This is a genomic window from Hydrogenophaga pseudoflava NBRC 102511 (assembly GCF_001592285.1).
In the GTDB taxonomy this organism is placed as follows: Bacteria; Pseudomonadota; Gammaproteobacteria; order Burkholderiales; family Burkholderiaceae_C; genus Hydrogenophaga; species Hydrogenophaga pseudoflava.
In genome coordinates, this window is record NZ_BCWQ01000010.1 from 156791 (window position 1) to 176057 (window position 19267).

At 69.5% G+C, this 19267-nt stretch carries 16 protein-coding genes; 3 read left to right on the forward strand and 13 right to left on the reverse strand.

Annotated features, from left to right (window positions below; translation table 11 throughout):
- Window positions 1-2: 2 nt before the first annotated feature.
- The 5 genes from HPS01S_RS13745 to HPS01S_RS13765 form a co-directional block, all read right to left on the reverse strand.
- Complete coding sequence (locus HPS01S_RS13745) at window positions 3-1406, reverse strand: MBOAT family O-acyltransferase (RefSeq protein WP_066157037.1); 1404 nt, start codon at window positions 1404-1406, stop codon at window positions 3-5.
- A complete protein-coding gene (locus HPS01S_RS13750) occupies window positions 1403-5872 on the reverse strand; it encodes a class I SAM-dependent methyltransferase (RefSeq protein WP_066157039.1) in 4470 nt (1489 codons plus the stop codon). The genes HPS01S_RS13745 and HPS01S_RS13750 overlap by 4 nt, the downstream gene beginning before the upstream one ends.
- On the reverse strand, window positions 5859-7325 hold the full coding sequence (locus HPS01S_RS13755; RefSeq protein WP_066157042.1) for a methyltransferase domain-containing protein: 1467 nt from the start codon (window positions 7323-7325) through the stop codon (window positions 5859-5861). The genes HPS01S_RS13750 and HPS01S_RS13755 overlap by 14 nt, the downstream gene beginning before the upstream one ends.
- A 4-nt stretch (window positions 7326-7329) precedes the next feature.
- A complete protein-coding gene (locus HPS01S_RS13760) occupies window positions 7330-8112 on the reverse strand; it encodes a CmcI family methyltransferase (protein WP_066157044.1) in 783 nt (260 codons plus the stop codon).
- A gap of 76 nt (window positions 8113-8188) precedes the next feature.
- Complete coding sequence (locus HPS01S_RS13765; RefSeq protein WP_164868382.1) at window positions 8189-8626, reverse strand: MarR family winged helix-turn-helix transcriptional regulator; 438 nt, start codon at window positions 8624-8626, stop codon at window positions 8189-8191.
- A 65-nt stretch (window positions 8627-8691) separates the two neighbouring features.
- On the opposite strand from HPS01S_RS13765, the gene HPS01S_RS13770 reads away from it, so the two are divergent.
- Window positions 8692-9441 (forward strand): siderophore-interacting protein, encoded by a 750-nt coding sequence (locus HPS01S_RS13770; protein WP_066157047.1) that lies wholly within the window; start codon window positions 8692-8694, stop codon window positions 9439-9441.
- 14 nt (window positions 9442-9455) lie between these two features.
- Here HPS01S_RS13770 and HPS01S_RS13775 read toward each other — a convergent pair whose 3' ends face one another.
- Complete coding sequence (locus HPS01S_RS13775) at window positions 9456-9935, reverse strand: MarR family winged helix-turn-helix transcriptional regulator (protein ID WP_066157184.1); 480 nt, start codon at window positions 9933-9935, stop codon at window positions 9456-9458.
- A gap of 126 nt (window positions 9936-10061) precedes the next feature.
- Here HPS01S_RS13775 and HPS01S_RS13780 point away from each other — a divergent pair, with 126 nt between their 5' ends.
- A complete protein-coding gene (locus tag HPS01S_RS13780; protein WP_066157048.1) occupies window positions 10062-11099 on the forward strand; it encodes a cupin domain-containing protein in 1038 nt (345 codons plus the stop codon).
- A gap of 121 nt (window positions 11100-11220) precedes the next feature.
- Entirely contained in the window at window positions 11221-11922 is a 702-nt protein-coding gene (locus HPS01S_RS13785) for a fumarylacetoacetate hydrolase family protein (protein ID WP_066157050.1), read from the forward strand.
- Window positions 11923-11970: 48 nt separating this feature from the next.
- Here the strand turns inward: HPS01S_RS13785 and HPS01S_RS13790 are convergent, their stop codons facing one another.
- From HPS01S_RS13790 to HPS01S_RS13820, 7 genes are read right to left on the reverse strand one after another with little or no spacing between them, the layout of a single operon-like run.
- Window positions 11971-12408 carry a bacteriohemerythrin gene (locus HPS01S_RS13790; protein WP_066157052.1) on the reverse strand — a complete coding sequence of 146 codons (438 nt, stop codon included), beginning with the start codon at window positions 12406-12408 and terminating at the stop codon, window positions 11971-11973.
- Window positions 12405-12989: a hemerythrin domain-containing protein gene (locus HPS01S_RS13795; RefSeq protein WP_066157055.1), complete on the reverse strand. Its 585-nt coding sequence runs from the start codon at window positions 12987-12989 to the stop codon at window positions 12405-12407. The genes HPS01S_RS13790 and HPS01S_RS13795 overlap by 4 nt, the downstream gene beginning before the upstream one ends.
- A gap of 5 nt (window positions 12990-12994) precedes the next feature.
- Entirely contained in the window at window positions 12995-13399 is a 405-nt protein-coding gene (locus HPS01S_RS13800) for a ribonucleotide reductase subunit alpha (protein WP_066157058.1), read from the reverse strand.
- Window positions 13400-13424: 25 nt separating this feature from the next.
- Window positions 13425-14051 (reverse strand): nitroreductase family protein, encoded by a 627-nt coding sequence (locus tag HPS01S_RS13805; protein ID WP_066157059.1) that lies wholly within the window; start codon window positions 14049-14051, stop codon window positions 13425-13427.
- 3 nt (window positions 14052-14054) lie between these two features.
- Window positions 14055-15317, reverse strand: a complete 1263-nt coding sequence (locus tag HPS01S_RS13810) for an NnrS family protein (protein ID WP_241559755.1) — start codon at window positions 15315-15317, stop codon at window positions 14055-14057.
- A 26-nt stretch (window positions 15318-15343) separates the two neighbouring features.
- The gene (locus HPS01S_RS13815; protein WP_066157065.1) at window positions 15344-17791 is read right to left on the reverse strand and encodes an adenosylcobalamin-dependent ribonucleoside-diphosphate reductase; all 2448 of its coding nucleotides are present in this window, start codon (window positions 17789-17791) and stop codon (window positions 15344-15346) included.
- Window positions 17788-18984, reverse strand: a complete 1197-nt coding sequence (locus HPS01S_RS13820; RefSeq protein ID WP_255284216.1) for an NAD(P)H-dependent flavin oxidoreductase — start codon at window positions 18982-18984, stop codon at window positions 17788-17790. The genes HPS01S_RS13815 and HPS01S_RS13820 overlap by 4 nt, the downstream gene beginning before the upstream one ends.
- Window positions 18985-19267 lie beyond the last annotated feature (283 nt).

Below are 19267 nucleotides of genomic sequence, written 5' to 3' on the forward strand. Positions count from 1 at the left end.
GCTCAGAAGCGGAAGTAGAGGAAGGGGTTGTGGCTGCCGGACGCCAGGCTCATCGCACCGAGGACCAGCACCAGCGTGAGGAAAACCCAGCGCACCGGAGCCCAGCGCGGGCGCACGAAGTGCCCCCCGCCGAGCCAGCGCGACAGGGGCAGCATCGATGAGAAGGCCAGCAGCACCACCAGCACCGTGTATACGTCCAGAAAGCGGCCTGGATGCAGGGCGCCGGCCGCGGCGGACGACCCGCCGGCCATGGCGGCATAGACCGTTCCGACCTGCGCGAAGTCCACGGCGCGGAACATGACCATGCCGATGACGAAGGCCAGCCAGGCGTAGAGCTGCTGGCACACACGGGGCCAGCGCGCCGTGATCCTGCCCAGCCCCAGCCGCTCCAGCACGATGAGTCCGCCGTTGTAGAGCCCCCAGCAGACGAAATTCCAGCCGGCCCCGTGCCACAGGCCGCAAAGCCCGAACACGATGAGGATGTTGGCGATGGTGCTGCCCCCGCCGCGGCGGCTGCCCCCCAGCGGGGTGTACACGTAGTCGCGCAGCCAGGACGAGAGGCTGATGTGCCAGCGGCGCCAGAACTCGCGCACCGACAGGGCGTGGAACGGGAAACGGAAATTGCGGGGAAACGAGAACCCCAGCAGCAGCGCCAGTCCGAGCGCCATGTGGGAATAGCCCGAGAAGTCCAGGTACACCTGGAACGCGTAGGCGATTGCGCCCAGCCAGGCCATGGCGGTGGTCAGCGCATGGCTGTCGATCTGGTAGATCGCGTCGACCACGCTGCCCAACGGGTTGGCCAGCAGCAGCTTCTGCCCCAGACCGATGATGAGCAGTTCCATGCCGAAGCGAAGGCGGGCCATGGTCGGGTGGCGCCGGATCAGTTGCCGCCGGATGGCGGCGTACCGGACGATGGGACCGGCCAGCAGATGGGGGAACAGCAGGATGTAGTTGGTCAGCCGGGAGAGCTTGCGTTCGACGGGCAACTGGCCGCGGTAAATGTCGACCAGATAGGACATGGCGTGGAAGGTGAAGAACGAGATGCCCACCGGCAGGACGGGCACCGACCCGGGCTCGATGGACACCTGCCAGCCCAGGTCGTGCAGGGTGTCGGCCAGGAAACCGAGGTACTTGAAGGCCACGAGCAGCGAGAGCTGGAACAGCAGCGACACCACCAGCACCCAGCGCTGGCGGTCCCGGCGGTCTGCCTCGCGGCCGAGCGCGAGGCCGCCGAGGTAGCACCCGGCCAGCGACGCTGCCAGCACCCATGCGTTCCGGAGTTCACCCCAGGCATAGAACACGGCGCTGCCCACCAGCAACACCGCGTTGTGGCGGCCCGAGACCTGGTAGACCAGCAGGAATATCGGCAGGAAGTAGAAGAGGAACTCGACGGAGCTGAAGATCATTCGTCGTGCGGCCGAACCGCCGTCAGCACGGCGAAGTCGGAGCCGATCTGACCTTCGGCCATCAGCTGGTCCTCCAGCGCGAAGAAGCGGTCAAGATGGGCCATGTCTTCGGCGCTGGACTCGCTGAAGTTCTGCGCGATGTCGCTCAGCCCGATGTGCAGCAAGGCCCCGCCAAGGTCGCGCCGGTCCAGCACGCGGAAGTGCTTCTCCAGCGTGGGAATGATCTGCGAGGAACGGATCGCCTCGGACGGATCGCAGGCGATCACGTCGGCCGCACGCGGACGCTCCCGGGGCCCCCGCACCACGCCGTTGGGCAGGCGGTGGTAGCGCTCGGGAAGGGTCTGCAGGAAGGCGTTCATGTGGGACAGCTGGGCATCGGTCCACTGGAAGCGGTCGGGCCCGACGTACTCGTGCAGATGGAAGATACCGCCCGGGCGCAGCGCCCGCCGGACCATGCGGAACAGGCGGTCCAGGTCGTTGACGTGGTGGATCGACTGGAAGCCGACCACCAGGTCGCAGGACGCTTCGGGCAGCTCCAGCCGCTCCAGATCGGCCACGTGGTAGTGCAGCTGGTCCAGCCCCATGTCGGCGGCCCGTGCGCGCGCACCGGCAATCGCGCCTTCGGCGATGTCGTAACCATCGATCCGGCTGGCCAGCCCGATCTGCGCGAAACCGCGCTCCAGGGCCCCGAACCCGCAGCCCAGGCTGACCAGGCGCGGCACAGGGAGGCTCCAGCCCAGACGGGTCAGCGTGTCCTTCAGATGGATGTACACATCCGTGCCTTCTTGGCCGGTGGCCTTGTGGTGGAGGCGTGCCATGACCCTCGGATGCGCCATCCAGTTCATGCCCTGGATGTCCTGGCGCTGCGACGGTGACACGCTCCAGGCCTCCGACACGCGCGCCTGTTCATTCCCGGGCGCCAGATCGACCGGCCGGCCCGACGACTCACACGCTTCGCGCAGCACGGCCCGCACCGTCGCGTCAAACGCCTGCGGAGCGCAGTCCCGCTCCACGGCCGCCAGCGCCGCCTGGCGGGTCTTCTGCCACAGGGCGGCATCGAAGTAGAGCCGCGCGCAGGCCTGGGCGAAGTCCTCGGCGCTGTCCGCACCCAGCAGGGCACCCTGCCCGGCCCAGCCGAGCTGCGTCGCCACCAGTCCGCTGGCCACCACCGGCACGCCCTGCGCCGCCGCCTCCTGGACCTTGAGGGGGATGCCGGCCGCAAAGCGGGTGGGCGCGATGAACACGCGGGCCTGTTCATAGAAGTGCCGGATGTCCTCGACACGGCCATGGAACACCACCCGCGGTCCGCCCAGCGCCTGCTGGAGGCTCTCGCACGGGCTGCCCACGAGGTGGAGCACATAGCCTTCGCCGATCAGCTGGTCCAGCCGGGGCATGACCTCGCGCACGAACCAGCACACCGAATCGGCGTTGGGCGAACCCTCCTCCGCCAACCGGCCGACAAACAGCAGGTGGCGCCGCTCGCTGTGACCCTGGGGCGTGGGCTGCGCGGCAATGCCGTTGCCCAGCACCCGCACGTCCTGGCAGCCCGCCTGGCGGAACCGCTCGGCTTCGGCCTCGCTCACGGCGAAGACGTGGCGGGCCGCCTCGGCCAGCTGCAGTTCGCGGGTCAGCGCAGCCGCACCGTCTTCCTCCGGTGCCGGCTCGCCCAGCACCTGGGCGCGCAGCGTTTCGCGGGTGGCGAAAATCGCCTCGGCGTCGTAGACCAGCGCGGTGCCGGGCAGGAAGGCGGGAACCTCCCGGCAGGCGCGGAGAAAGCGGTCCATGTTGTGCGGCCGGCTGACGATCACCGCGTCGTAGTACCCGCAGCGCTCGCGCAGGAAGTCGGCCAGCCCGTCGATGCCGCGACCGGCCATGATCTCCACCTCGCGCGGCAGCACCTCGTAGGCCTCCACCAGGTCGACCTGCGGGCAGGTCAGCGGGTAATGGCTGACGAAGGCACCGGCTTCGTGCAGGCTGTGGACGAGCTGGCGCGCCCGCGGGAAACCAGAGCCCAGCGACGGGACGGGGATGCGGTCGTCGACCACCAGCACGCGCGGCTGCGTGGCCGGGCGCTGGCGTGCCTCGATGGCGCGTGTTCCGTGGGGCCGGTGCCCCCGGGCCAGCACCTGGGCGTGGCGGTCGACGAAGACCGCCCGGTGCGCCTGCATGAGCCCCACCGCGGTCTGCTCACTCTCCGAACTGCCGAACTCGTAGTGCAGGATCTCGACCTGCGGCTCGTACACCACGGTGTGTCCGGCCTGGTGCAGGCGCATGCAGAAGTCGGTCTCTTCGTAGTAGGCCGGCGCGTACGCCGGATCGAACCCGCCCAGCGCCTCGAAAAGAGCGCGTCGCACCATGAGGAAGGCCCCCGAGCAGTAGTCCACCTCGCGACGGAACTGGAACGCGGCGTCGTCCGGGTCCTCGCCCCGGCCGTATCCCGAGCAACTGCCATCGGCCCAGACGATGCTGCCCGCCTCCTGGAGGCGGCCGTTCATCAGCACCACCTTGCCGCCCACCGCACCGACGCGCCCCCGGCCGTCGAGCAGGGCCAGCGCCGCCCGGATCGATCCGGGTTTGAGCTGGGCATCGTTGTTGAGGAACAGCAGGTGCTCACCCCGGGCGTGGGTGGCCCCCAGGTTGGCCGCGCGCAGGAAATGCAGGTTCTCGTCCTGAGCCAGCACCCGGGCGCCGCGCACCCTGGCCAGCAGGGTGGCGGTGGCATCGGTGGATGCGTTGTCGATCAGGAGCACCTCGCAAGGGGCCTCGATCGCCTCCACCAGCGACGCCAGGCACTTGAACGTCAGTTCGGCCTGGTTGTGCAGCACCACGACGATGGAGACGCGGGGTGTTTCTGCGGTGGGCAAGTGCAGCTCGTGCCCGTCCTGCAGAAACCGCGCGAGCTCGTCCTGGCTGCGCTGGCGGAACGCCAGCTTGGCATCTTGCACCGCCGCGGGCGGCTCGACCACGACCGGGGCCGGGGCAGGCGTGGCCGGCCACGGCCGGTCCAGCGGCCTGAGGGGGAAGCCACGGTCCTCGTGTCGGCCGTGGACCTCGAAGTGGTACAGCGCATTGAGTCCGGCCTGCGCCACATCCGGGTGGGCCTCCAGATAGGCCCGGGTGGAGAACCAGGGCCCGGGGTCCCGGCCTTCCGACAGGCCGCCGAACAGCGCGTAGTGCACGGCGGCGTCGACCCCGGCGTCGGCCACATCGGCGTGGGCCGCCAGGTACCAGGCCGCGTCGAAGAATGCCGAGCGGCGCACGGTGTCGATCACCGGCTGCTGCGGGTCCGGTGGCTCGCGCCGGCCCAGCCGCCGCTGCAGCCGCTGCAGGACGCCCGGCCTGTCGGCGGCAGGCCCTCGCTCCGGGGGCGCGAGCAGCGTGGACAGCAGCTGGCGCAAAGCGGGCTCGGCGGTCTCCAGGGTCTGGGCCAGCGCGCGCTGCTGCAGCGTCAGGGTGGCGATGGTCTGGCGTGCTTCGGTCAGGCCATGCTCCACCAGCGCACGCTCCTGGCGCGCGGTTCTCATCTCCCCTTCCAGCCGGGCCAGCTTGCGCAGCGAGGCATCCCGCTCGCCAGCGTCCTGGCGCTGCGCCTGAACGGCCGCCCGCTCCCGTGCGAGTTCCCCGTCCAGACGCGCCACGGCGGCCTGCGCCCGGTCGCGCTCGCTGCTCACCTGGGCGCGCGCAGCGACCAGGGCGTCGACCTGCAGCGCGAAGGAACGCTCCATCTCACGTTCATTGGCGTGGCCAAGCCAGCGGGCGCCCGCCGCGGCGAAGCGCTCCCGGATAGCGACGCCTTGTGCCGTCGATGCGGCGTTGCACAGCTGCGCGACAGCCGCCGGCATGGCCCGCCCGGGGGCCACCACGCCCAGGCCGTTGCCGTGCAGGAATTCGAAGTGGGGATGGCGGCCCGCCAGCTCGCTGAAGAAGCGGTGCACGCCGAAGTCGTCCCGGCGCACATTGGTGTCGTGGAACAGGACCACGGCGCGCTCGGACAGCTTGGGCCGCCAGGTTTCGTAGTCGTGCCGCACGGCTTCGTAGGTGTGGAAGCCGTCGATGTGCAGCAGGTCGATCGAGCCGTCGGCGAAGTGCGCGACCGCGGTGTCGAAGTCGGCCCGGATGAGTTCGGAGAACCCGCCGTAGTGGGCGTCGTTGAAGGCCTGGACGTCGCGGTAGACCGCCTCGTCGAAAAAACCGGCATGTGCGTCGCCCTGCCAGCTGTCCACCGCGAAGCAGCGGGTGGGCAGACGGTGCTGCAGCACGGCGTCGCAGAAGGCGGCATAGGACACGCCATGGTGGGTGCCCAGTTCCACCAGCAGTCGCGGTTCGGTCGCCTGGACGATCCAGAACGCAAAAGGCACATGGCCCCACCACCCGCTGGGTTTGCCCAGGCGCCGGGGTGTCCGGAAAAGGCTGTCCAGCGCAGGTGAGAGCAGTGGCTCCAGCAGGCTGGCGTCAGAATCGTGCATCAGGGTTCCTTGGTGTCGGTTGCTGCGGCGGCCAGGCGCGCCGCGCCACGACGGTGAACATCGGGACCATGGCGCCGTCGACATCCCGCTTCTGGTGGTGGATGCTGAGCCGCGCGTCGGGAAATCCCAGCAGCCCCAGGGACTGGATGACAAAGGCGGGCGTCAGTGCCCACCAGGTGTGCACCTGCGGGATCGCGGGGTCCGCCAGCAGGCGGCAGACCGGCAGATCCCCGAGGTTGGCGTCGTACACCTCGGTGACGATGAGGGTGTCGCGGACCCGGCGCGCCAGCTGCTCCATGACCGAGAACGGCGAACGGCAGTGCAGCAGCACCGAGGCCAGCAGGCCGATGTCGAATGGCCCCTCCGATTCGGGCAGGGCGTCCAGATGCGCCACGATCAGCCGGACCCGGGAGGCGCGGGCATGGTGCAGGTACTGGAACGACTGGCGCACCCCCGTGATGACGTGGGCAAACTCCTGGCGCCAGCCGGCAACGTCGAAACCGGGCACGGGGGCCACATCCCAGAGGTGCTCCATGGGCGGCTCCAACGCCGTGACCCGGGCGCCCGCGGCCTCCATGTGAAAGCTCAGGAAGCCGCTGGCCGGCCCTACTTCGAGCACCGAGCGCCCCGCGAAGTCGACACCGCCGAGATACGCATCCACGTTCGGGCGCAGGTCCCATTCCCCCTTCACCGACTCGCCGCCGGGAAGGTCCACCGAGTGGTAGAAGCGGCACTGCGACAGCGCGGGCGGTTCCGCTGCTGCGGGTGTCGCAGGTGCAGCCGGCAAGGTGGCCGGCGCTGGCATGGCGACGCGCAGCGCCGCCGCTTCAGGAAGAGGTGCCGGATCGGGCAGGCCCTGGACCAGGCTGCGGTGCTGCAGCCAGCGCTTGAGCGCGCTCTTGAGGTTCCACCAGGGGCCATGGTCGGGCTTGCGGCAGACCAGCACGGAGTCGTGCCAGACATCGCTGCCGTCGTCATGGCCCTCGTCCTGCCACTGGGTCTTCACCTGAACGGGATCGAGCTGGGCAAAACGGGCGAGGGACTCCATGCCGTCGGGGTAGAACCGCCAGCAATCCACCGGGTACCGGTGCTCCGGCCCGCTGGACGGCGCGATGACGATGCACAGGCCGCCCGGCTTGAGCACGCGGGCCACCTCGAGCATGGTGATCCACACGTAGCGGATGTGTTCGAAGGCCTGCCCGGACACCAGCACATCGACCGAGCCGCTGGCCACCTCGCGCCACGTGTAGGGCGTCTTGAGCACCAGGTCCACGTTGTCGCCGGGCACCATGTCCAGCCCGGTGTAGCGCCAGTTCGGGGAATCGAACAGGTCGCGGTACGAACCGTTCACGTCCTGGCTGCCCAGGTCGTGGATGACCAGCGGCTCCCCGCGACGCGCGCCCAGGTACTGTTCAACAAAAAGGCGCATCTTGTCGCGGGAACTCGTGTGCATGGATTCAGTCGGCGGGGGGATGGAGTCGGTACAGCCAGGCGTCGGGCCAGTAGGTGAGCGCCTCTTCAACAAAGGCCTCGTTGTAGAGCGCTGCGGGCCGGCGAAGCTCGAATTCGGGGTGTTCGGCCGCGTAGGCGCGCGCCGCCGCGGCCGGATTGTCCTCAAGCCAGTGCGCCTGGCCCCCGGGCGTGTCCGCGAGATGGGCCATGACACCGTCGGTCGCGACGATGTAGGAACCCGGTGTGACCAGCGGGCCGTAGGCGTCCAGTTCCCGGCGCACATGCGCCTTGCTGTGGTCGCTGTCGAGAAACACGAACACCGTCTGGCCCGGCCCCACGGAACGGCGCACCCGGTCCACCACCGCCGCAGAAGCCGAGTCGCCCTCGATCAGGGTGATGAGGTCACCCAGCGGGCAGGCGTTCACCGCCTCGCGCAGCTCCGGGGGTATCTGTATGTCGATCGAGATCACCCGCCCGCGCCCCAGCGCCCGGCACAGCGAGGCGAAGAAGACGGCGCTGCCGCCGCGGTTGACGCCGGTCTCGATGATGACGTCGGGACGCACGCTGGCGATCACCTCCTGCAGCCGCAGCACATCTTCCGGCAGCTGCCAGAGCTGGAAGCCCAGCCAGGAAAACGACTGCCAGTGCAGGAGGTTCCACTCCTGCCTGAGCCAGACCTGGGACACCACCCGGAAGGCCTCGGACGAGTACAGCGGCAGTCGCTTCGGGGTTTCATCGCCGGCCTGGTACTCCAGGGACTGGGCGTCGGTGTCGATGGTGATCTTCATGCCGGCTTTTTTTCCGCGCGCAGTGTACCCGGCGCCTCTGTTTCGCAGACGCCAGCGCGGCGCCCGCGCGCGCCCTTCAAGGCCCGCCGTCTCGCAGGTTGTCCTGCATGTGGCGCAGCGCGCGCAGCAGCGCCTGCCGTTCCGGCGCCTCCAGCCCGCGGGCGGCTCGGGCCGCCACCTGGCGGCGGTGGCGCATGACGGACTCGTGCCGGTGTTGCGCCGCTTCGGTGGGATAGAGCCGGATCACCCGGCGGTCGTGCCCGTCCGGCCGGGCCACCAGCAGGCCCTTGTCCTTGAGCACCGCGATGAGGCGCGCCAGCTGGCCCTTGTCCCGCCCCGCGTGCTGCACCAGATCGGTCTGCGTGCTGCCCGGGTGGCGCACGAAGAAGCCGAGCGCCCGCCCTTCCATCGGCCCCAGCCCATCGTCGGGCATGTGGCGCAGCAGCTGCGCGCGGGCCAGGTGCATCAGGTCGTGCACCGCCTCCATCAGATCGTCATCGGACAGCTTCGACATATTGGTTGACTCCATCAACTTGCTTTGACAGAATGGATGACATTATCAATCAATTCACCCATCCCATGTCCCATCCTGTTCCCACCGAGCACCCACCCGGCCCGACGCGCCGCGTGCGCCACGAACTGCTGCGCCGCGACGTGCGCGTGCGCCATGTCCGGCCGCTCGGCCCAGGCCTGCTGGCCGTGACCTTCGGCGGGCCGGCGCTGGCCAGCTTCGTCTCGCTCTCCTTCGACGACCACGTCAAGTTCATCTTCACCGACGCCGACGGACAGGAACACCGGCGCGACTACACGCCGCGCCATTTCGACACGGTCCGCCAGGAGCTGACCCTGGTGTTCGCGTTGCACGAAGGGGGCGCGGCCAGCGCCTGGGCGCAGCGCGCCCGGGCGGGCGACGCGGCGGTGATCGGCGGCCCCCGCGGCTCCATCGTCATTGCGGACGACCTGCCCTGGTACCTGCTGGCCGGTGATGCGACGGCGCTGCCCGCCATCGCGCGGCGGCTCGACGAACTGCCGGCGGGCACCCCCACCACGGTGCTGCTGCACACCCCGCACGAGCAGGACCAACAGGCGCTGCCTGAGCGCCCTGGTCTGAACCTGCGCTGGTTGCCGTCCGGCGAGGCGCTGTGCGACGCCATGCGCACGGTGGACCTGCCCGCAGGCGACGGATTTGTCTGGTGCGCGGGCGAAGCCGCATGCATGGGGCGGCTGCGCGACATCCTGCTGAACGAACGCGGACGGCCACGCAGCCACGTCAAGGTCTCGGCCTACTGGAAGCCCGGCGCCAGCGACTTCCACCAAGACCTGGCCTGACGGGGCGTCAGGCACTATCGGCCAGCGACCTCGGCCGGTGCCCGGCTCAGGTCGTTGTTCTGCGTCACCAGCACCAGCAGCAGGCGCATGAACTCGGTGCGCTGCCGCGGGGTGAGCGGCGCCAGGATCTGCTCCTGCGCGCGCAGCATGGCGGGCACGGTGTCGGCCAGGCCCTGCTCGCCCGCGGGCGTCAGGAACAGCTGGCGCGCGCGACGGTCCTGCGGCGACAGGCGCCGCTCCAGCCAGCCGCGCGCCTCCAGCCGGTCCACCACGCCGCCGGTGGTGGAGGTGTCCAGCGCGATGCTGCGCGCCAGCGTGCGCTGGTCGATGCCGGGCTGGTTGCCCACCACCTGCAGGGCGGCGTACTGCACCGGCGTCACACCGAGCTCGCCCGCCTCCTGCAGAAAGATGCCGACCGAGATCTGGTGCAGGCGCCGGATCGCGTAGCCGGGCTGCTGGTCGATCTGGATTCCGGCGGGTTCGGGGGTGTCCATGGCAAACAGGGCAAGGGTGGTGGGCAACGGAGATTCGATGATTGACCCAGTCTAACCGCCCTCTTATCATCAGCACACTGATTATTAGCATGCGGCGGGAGCAGATCCGGCCCAAGGAGACAAGACATGAGCCACGCACTCGGCCGACTGGAAGACCTGCCGCAGGACTACCGCGACGACCTGAAGAACCTCAACCTGGTGCCGCTGTGGCCCAGCCTGCGCGCCGTGCTGCCGCCGGGCGTGCCCAAGCGCGCCACGCAGGCCGTGCACTGGCCCTACGCCACGCTCAAGCCGCTGCTGCTCAAGGCCGGCGAGCTGACCCCGATCGAGAAGGCCGAGCGCCGCGTGCTCGTGCTGGCCAACCCCGGCCACGGGCTGGAGAACATGAAGGCCAGCCCCGCCATCTACCTGGGCATGCAGCTGCTGCTGCCGGGTGAGTGGGCGCCCAGCCACCGCCACACGCCCAACGCGGTGCGCATGGTGGTCGAGGGCGAAGGCGCCTGGACCACCGTCGATGGCGAGCAGTGCCCGATGAGCCGCGGTGACCTGATCCTCACGCCCACCGGCCTGTGGCACGAGCACGGCCACGACGGCAGCGACCCGGTGGTGTGGCTGGACGTGCTGGACCTGCCGCTGGTCTATTACATGGAGGCGAGTTACCACATCAACGGCTCGCGCCAACAGGTCCAACAGGGCAGCGGCGACCGCGCCTGGACTCGCGCCGGCGTGGTGCCCACGCAGGTGTTCTCGCGCAGCGGCAAGCGCTACCCGATGCTGCGCTACCCCTGGGTCGACACGCGCGCCGCGCTGCAGGCCATGGCCGCCAACCAGCCGGACCTCGACTGCGTGCAGGTGACCTACGTGAACCCCGAAACGGGCGACGACGCCGAGAACATCCTGGGCTTCTACGCGCTGATGCTCAGACCCGGCCAGACACTGACATTGCCGGCGCGTTCGCCGGCGCAGGTGTTCCACCTGATCGAAGGCGGCGTCGACGTGTCCACCTGCGGCAAGACCTTCGGCCTGGTCGAGGCCGACACCTGCTGCGCGCCCGGCTACGAACCCGTGACGCTGAGCAACCGTTCGGCCGACCAGTCCGCCTTCGTCTTCATCGCCGACGAATCCCCGCTGCACCGCAAGCTCGGTGTGTATGAAACACGCTAGCCCCCGCGCCGGGCTTCGCCCGTCACCCCCTTGCAGGGGGCAACACCTGCGGCCCGGCCAAGCCGGTTCTGCGGTGTTCCCGGCTTGAGCCCTTGGCACTCAACCTTCCATTCCGATCACCATGACCCAATACCTCTTCCCCCCACCCGCCGTCCGCTCCCTGCCCATCCGTGGCCGCACCGAGCGCTTCCCCGTCAACCGCATCTTCTGCGTCGGCCGCAACTACCACGCGCACGCCGTCGAGATGGGCAAGCCGGTGGACAAGAGCGCCGAGCGGCCGTTCTACTTCACCAAGTCGCCGCAGACCCTGGTGGAGAGCGGCGTCACCGTCGCCTATCCGCCTGAGACGAAGAACTACCACTTCGAGATGGAGCTCGTGCTGGCGATCGGCAAATCCGGCTTTCGCGTGAGCGCCGACAAGGCGCACGAAGTGATCTACGGCTACGCCGCCGGCCTGGACATGACGCGCCGCGACCTGCAGCTGTTGGCCCGCGACAAGGGCCGGCCCTGGGACCTGGGCAAGGACATCGAAGAAGGTTCGGTCTGCTCCGAGGTCGTGCCGATGGAAGGCGTGGTGATCGGGCGCGGCGCCATTGCGCTGGAGGTCAACGGGGCAACGAAGCAGTCGTCCGACGTCGACAAGCTGATCTGGAACATCCGCGAAATCATCGCCGACCTGTCGTTGTTCTATCACCTGCAACCCGGCGACCTGGTCTACACCGGCACGCCCGAGGGTGTGGGCGCCGTGGTGCCGGGCGACCGGATCACCGGCCGCGTCGAAGGCGTCGCCGAGGTCGCGCTGACCATCGGCCAGCCCGGGTGAGCGCCCAGCGACGGGCCGCGCACAGGCGCTGACCCGGGCGCCTGCGCCTCAGGTCGCCGGGGCCTGGGCCTGCACACGGCGGATGATCGGCATGTCCTGCTCCAGGATGTGCCCGATCAGCCAGCGGCGCAGGAAGCGTTCGAGGTCCAGGATCGTCAGCCGGCCCTGCTCCAGCTGCAGCTTCATGGCCGACAGCCGCTCCACAAAGCCGCTGTGCAGCCGCAGGTGCTGGGCGTGGGTGGTGGCGTCGGCCTGCTGGCGCAGCATCCACGCTTCCTCGTACCGGAAGTGGTAGTCCGCATAGGTCTGCAGCTGTGCAAGCACCTCGTCCAGCGCCGTCCCCGAATCGGCGGGCTGGATGCTGGCCACGCGCTGGAGCAGCTGGAAAAGCACCCGGTGCTGCAGGTCGATGGCCAGCACCCCGCTGTCCAGCCGGTCGTCCCAGACCAGCGGCCCGTCCGCGTCCTCGTCGGCACCAGGGTTCATCGGCCCCGCACCCTTCCGTCGGTGCGCCGGTGCTGCATTTCCTCGCCGATGGCGCTCAGGGCTTGGGCGTCCAGCAGGCCTTGCGCCGCCGGATAGACGAGGCTCTCCTCCAGGCGGATGTGCTCGTCGTACTGGCCGGCAAAGCGGTCCAGCAGCTGCTCATCGCCGGGCGTCCAGCCGGCCCAGGAAGACGTTGCCGCAGCGTCGGCCACGGCCAGCAGACAGCGCCGCGCCTGGGGCCAGATCTCGCCCATGGCGACATGGTCGGCCTGCAGGCGGCGCACCGCCTGGCGCAGCGCCTCGTCGCCGCGCTGCAGCAGGAGCGGGAACACATGCAGTTCCTCGTCCTCGTGGTGCAGCGGCGCGGCCTGGTCGAAATAGCGCATGACATCGCGCGCCGCCTGGGCCGCCTGTTCGTCGTGGCCACGCGTGGCCAGGTGCTCGCGCAGCTTGCCCAGCAGCCGCAGCATGCGGTGCACCCGCTCGTGGCAGGCGGTCAGCATCTCGAACGGCTGCTCGAACCCCACCCCCGCCGCGTGCTGCCCGGGCTGCGTGATCTGGTGCAGGTGGATGCCGGCCATGGCCGTCAGTCCAGCAGCACCGCGCGACCCTGCGGGTCGAACGGAATGAAGGTCTGGATGCGGCCCTGGCGGATGGACTCCACCATCTTCTGCAGCGGTGCATCGGCGTCGGCGCTGGTGGGGGGCTTGCCGGCGCTGCCCGACATGGCAGCGGCGAAGACCATGCCCCAGGGCTGGCCGAAGCCGGCGGCCTCTTCCTTGAGCTGCTCGAACGAGCTCAGCTCGTCGGGGCTCTTGTCGACGCACATCTGCGGCACCAGCGCACCGCCCTGGCCTTTTTCGAAGGCCGCGCGTTCGGCAGGCGTGGCGTCGTCGGGCAGTTCGATGGCGGCGAACACCATCAGCAGGCGCTGGGGCAGGGGCTGGGCACGCGCGGCGGCGAGCAGGTCGTCAAAGTTGCTGATGTCCATGAAAAATCCGGTGTGGAAAAACGTGTCAGCCAGGGCCGACGGGGTTCAGGGTGCTGACGTAGTCGGCCACCGCGGGGCGCACGGCGGTCTTGCCGTGCGAGAGCGCGGTGCCGATACTCAGAAAACACACGGCCTGTTCGCTCTCGCGCAGGCCGAAGAAGCGGTGCAGCGCAGCCGAACGCACCGATTGCCCGGCCGTGAGCGCCGAGCCGTAGCCCAGGGCGGTGGCCATGAGCAGCATGTTCTGCGCCGCGCAGCCGGCGGAGATCAGCCGCTCGGCCAGGCCGATCTCGGCGTCGCCCTTGGTTTCGTCCACCACCAGCAGGGCCAGAAAGGGCGAGCGGAAACCTTTTTCGCGCGCCTTGGCAATGTCGTGCGGCCCGGCCTCCGGGTCGCGCTCCAGCAGGGCCTGCACGAACACCTCGGCCAGCGCCTCGCGCTGGTCGGCCGGCACGGTGATGAAGCGCCAGGGCAGCAGGCAGCGGTGGTCGGGCGCCGAGGCCGCGGCGGACAGGATGGCCTGCAGCTGCGCGGCGTCGGGGCCGGGTTCGCCCAGGCGGAACGGCAGCACCGTGCGGCGCGCCGACATCAGCTCGGCCGCCAGTTCGGACCAGTCGGCGGTGCCGACTCCATCAGGTGCGCAGGCGTCCATGGCTCACCCCGGCCGGCCGTCGGCGCGCGGCCTGCCGAACCAGTTCGCCAGCCGCCCGCCCCAGACCAGCACCACGCCGGCCCAGGTGAGCGCGGCCGCGGCCAGCCACAGGCCGCTCGCGCCCGGCAGCGTGCCCGCGATGCGCAGCAACACCGCCACCTGCAGCATCCAGAACAGGGTCCACACCGTGGCGTCGGCCACCAGGGCGCGGCCGCTGTGGCCGCAGGCCACGCGCGTGACCATGGCCAGCATGGTGGAGCCGAGGAAGCCCATGGTGAGCGCGTGCAGCGCGCCCAGGCCCAGTGTGGGCACGCCCCCGGCGGCGAGCAGCCACTGCGACAGCCCCGAGAGCAGCAGCGACAGGCCGAACCAGACAAAGCCCACGTGCAGCATGGCCAGCAGTCGGATCTTCAGGCTCTGCACCAGGCCCCAGACCCAGGCCAGCCAGACCAGCACGCCGCCGATGCCCAGTTCCAGCGCACCGCGCAGCAGGCGCCAGGCCGTGCCTTCGCCCCAGCCGGCGAGCATCAGCCACACCGAAGCGACCTCCAGCACCACGGCCGCCAGCATCAGCCAGAGCACCCAGAACGGGCGCCAGACCTCGATCATGGGCAGCACGCCGGAGGTGAAGAAGGGAATCATGCGGTGGGCCACGGCCACGAAGGTGGCGACGATGAAGCCCCACAGCGCCGTGTGCACCAGGGCCAGCGCCACAGACCACTCACCGATCAGCAGCGCCACGCCGATGCCGGCGGCGCACAGCGCGCCCAGCGTGCCGCCCAGCGCCACCACCGTGGCGTGCACCCGGTCGGGCACGCGGCTGGCGCGCCACAGGCGCCAGAACCGCAGGTTCTGCGTCCCCAGGCCGGCCGCAGCCAGCAGGGCTCCGGCCACCGCCACGTCCTGGTGCAGGTGCGCGCCCGCCAGCCACACCAGCCAGCCGGTCACCTGCAGGGCCAGCGCGGGCGTGATGGCGCGGGCGTCCGGTGCGTCCACGCCCAGCCACTTGGGGCCGGCGGTGAACAGGAAACCGGCGAAGAACAGCGGCATGAAGCCCAGGGTCATGACCGCGGCGTGGGTCAGCGTGGGCGAGACCGCGTAGGACAGCCCGAACACGCCGCTGGCGCGGTCGACCTGCACCACGGCCCACCAGGCGGCCGAGGCGACCAGCAGCAGCACCCCCGAAAAAAAGGCCAGCCGGTGTGGCGCGCGCCACAGGCTGGCCCATTGCCAGGGCGTGGCGACCGGCGAACCTTTCGGCCGCACCGGCAACGTCCCACGCCCCTCGACGCTCATCCGCAGCTGCCCAGGTGCCCGCAGGAGGTGCAGTAGTCGCAGCCGTCCTTGCGGATCATGGCGTGCGCGCCGCACTCGGGGCACTTCTTGCCGGCCATGACACCCGAGGACATGCCCACCAGCTCCGGCGCGGCCGGGGCATGGGGCGTGGCGACCGCGGCGGTGTCGGTGTGCTGTTTGCGGCGGGCGATGATGTTCTGCAGCGCGAACGCGATGGCGGCCACCTCGGAGTCGTGCCACATCGGCACGTGGGTGCCGTCGGCCTTCTCGTAGGTGCCCAGGCGCACCGGGCCGCGGTCCCAAGCGACCTTGCGCATGTCGGACAGCGCCCGGCCCAGGAAGCCGCCGCGCGCGGCCAGCGAGAGCATGCGCATGGTGGAGGTGATCCACTGCTGCGACTCGCCGTTCTGGCCCACGGGCATGAAGAACTCGATGGCGCGTTCGACCGTGCCCTTGCCGTCGGCGGCGGGCACCGGCAGGAAGGAGACCACGATGTACAGCGTCTTGTGGCCTTCCTGCGTCCAGTACTCGATCTTGTCGGCCACGGCCGAGAGCGCACCCTTGGGACGGCTCTCGATCACGGTGCGCATCGGGTCGACCGGCGCCACCACAGGCGCGGGGGCCGGCTTGGCCTCGGCCACCGGCGCACCGGTGTCGAGCACCGAGCCCAGGATGGTGTTGGGCCGGTAGGTCGCCATGCCCTTGAGGCTGGCGCGCCAGGCCTGCAGGTACAGGTTCTTGAAGTCTTCGTAGGGGTAGTCGCCCGGCACGTTGACCGTCTTGGAGATCGCCGTGTCCACGAAGGGCTGCACCGCTTCCATCATCGCGATGTGCTCGCCGGCCGTCATGGCCAGCGCGTTGACGAAGTACTCGGGCAGGTGGTCCACGTCACCGCCGAGGTCGCGGTAGAGGCGCCAGGCGTGGTCTTCCACCGCGTACTCGCGGGTCGAGCCGTCGTGCTCGCGCTTCTTGCGGCGGTACATCCAGGAGAACGGCGGCTCGATGCCGTTGGAGGCGTTGTCGGCAAAGGCCAGGCTCACCGTGCCGGTGGGGGCGATGGAGAGCAGGTGGCTGTTGCGGATGCCGTGCTTGCGGATGGCCTGGCGGATGGGCTCGGGCAGGCGGCTGGCAAAGGTGCCGCGCTCCAGGTAGCCGTTGGCGTCGAACTTGGGGAAGGCGCCCTTTTCCTTGGCCAGCTCGATCGAGGCGCGGTAGGCCGCGTCGCGCATGTGCTCGGCGATCTGGGCGGCGACCTTGCGGCCTTCTTCGCGGTCGTAGCGCACGCACAGCATGGCCAGGGTGTTGCCCATGCCGGTGAAGCCCACGCCGATGCGGCGCTTGTCCTGCGCTTCCTTGCGCTGCTGCTCCAGCGGCCAGAAGGTCACGTCCAGCACGTTGTCCAGCGCCCGCACCTGGGTCGCGACGGCCTTCTCGAAGGCGGCGAAGTCGAACGAGGGCACACCGCCGAATCCGAAGGCGTTGCGCACGAAGTTGGTCAGGATGATGGGGCCGAGGTCGCAGCAGCCGTAGGACGGCAGCGGCTGTTCACCACAGGGGTTGGTGGCGGCGATGCCTTCGCAGTAGCGCAGGTTGTTGTCCTGGTTGATCTTGTCCAGGAACAGGATGCCGGGCTCCGCGAAGTCGTAGGCCGACTTCATGATGGTGTCCCACAGCTCGCGCGCGGACACGCTCTGGTAGACCCAGAGCCCGTCGGAGCGCTGGTAGGCGCCCTTGTCCATCACCTTGCTGCCGGGCTTCGATTTGTGCACCAGCTCCCAGGGCTGGTCGCCGGCCACGGCTTCCATGAAGGCGTCGCTCACGCCGACCGACACGTTGAAGTTGTTCCAGCGGCCGGGCGTGCGCTTGGCGGTGATGAAGTCCAGCACGTCCGGGTGGTCGATGCGCAGCACGCCCATCTGGGCGCCGCGGCGCGCACCGGCGCTCTCGACCGTCGAACACGACTGGTCGAACACGTTGATATAGGAACACGGGCCCGAGGCCATCGAGTGCGTGCCCTTGACCTCGGCGCCGCGCGGGCGGATGCGCGAGAAGTCGTAGCCCACACCGCCACCGCGGCGCATGGTTTCGGCGGCTTCGCGCAGGGCTTCATAAATGCCCGGGAAACCTTCGTCGTCGAAGCCCTGGATGCAGTCGCCCACGGGCTGCACGAAGCAGTTGATCAGGGTCGCCTGGATGTCGGTGCCGGCGGCGCTCATGATGCGGCCGGCGCCGATGGCACCCGCGTACAGGTTGTCGAGGAATTTGGCTTCCCACTCGGCACGGATCGGCTCTTTTTCCACCGAGGCCAGGGCGCGGGCCACGCGGCGGTAGAGGTCGTCGATGCCGGTCTCCCCGGGTTTCAGGTATTTTTCTTCCAGCACATCGAGGCTGATCGGCTGGGGTTCCCGGAGATTCTGGGCTCCGGGTTGGGGGTCACGCTTCATGCAAGGGCTCCGGTTTTGAAGGCGTCGGATGGTACAGGCTCTGCCGGCAGGGCGCCGGTCACCATCCAGGACACCAGATCATGGACCGAACGGATGTCCTTGCCAAACGGGAGAGTACCCGCCCCGCGGAAGAACAGGCCCCGCTGCTGATCACCCTCCCAGGCGTGGGCCAATTGCTGGTCGATGCAGAACTGGCCCATGTCCGCCTTGCCATCCCGCAATCCGCAATGCGCCAGGCAGTCGAAGGCCATGTTGCAGCGGTCCTTCACGTGCGCCACGACCTTCAGCTTGGGCTCCACGCGCAGGTATTTGTTGAGCCAATGTGTGCGCACACCTCGCGCGGGGAGCCCGGCCACGCTGATGAACTCCACCACATCTTCCGGCGTCGCGTTGGCCAGCACCTGCTTGAAGGCGAGGTCGGCGTCGCATTCCAGCGTCACCGCGAAGGCCGTGCCCATCTGCACCGCGCTGGCGCCCAAACCCTGCAGGCGGATGATGTCCTCGCGGCTGGAAATGCCGCCGGCGGCGATCAATGGAATCTTTCCTTCCAGCCCGGCCGATTTGAAAAATTCCAGGGACTGGGGGATGACGTTCTCAAAATTGAAGCGCGGGTCCTGCAGGTCGGCGACCTTGGCCGCGCCCAGATGTCCCCCCGCCAGCCGGGGGTGTTCGATCACGATGGCGTCGGGCAGGCGGCCTTTTTTCTCCCATTTCTTGACGATCAGCTGCACGCCGCGCGCGTCGGACAGGATGGGGATCAGGGCTGTTTCGGGGTGGTCCTTGGCCAGTTCGGGCAGGTCCAGCGGCAGGCCGGCGCCCACCACCACCGCATCGGCACCACTTTCCAGCGACTGGCGCACATAGATCTCGTAGGCCGACAGGGCCTTCATGATGTTCACCGCCACCATGCCGCGCCCCTGCGAAATCAGGCGCGCGCGCTGGATCTCGCGGTCCAGCGCCACCAGGTTGGCCGCGTTGATGCGCTCTCGCGCGTCGGGTTCCTTGCCACTTTCCAGGTGGCGGGTCTGGGCCATCAGGTCGGGGTGCAGGCGGCGCAGGTCCACCGACGACACGGTGCCCACCCCGCCCAGCGACGCCACGGCGCCGGCCAGGCCGCCCGCCGACACGCCCACGCCCATGCCGCCCTGCACGATCGGCAGCAACTCGCGGCCCCGCAGCCGCCAGGGGTGCATGCCGTTGTCGCCCGCCTGGCGCAGCAGCGCCCGCGCGCGTTCGGCGGTCTCGCCGTCTCCAGGCGCCACCGCCCCCATCACATCTCGTGCATTCATCGTCTGATTTCCCATAGGACGGCGCAAAAAACCGCTGGTGGAGACTACCGGCGACGCCGTCACGCCGCCTTGTTCTGTGTCAAGAATTTCTGCGACGGCCTGGGAAAAAACCCAGTCACCGGCAGGGTGATCCGGACCGACCGGTTTGCGCCAGATCAAGCCATGACGCCCTTGACGCGGGTCAATC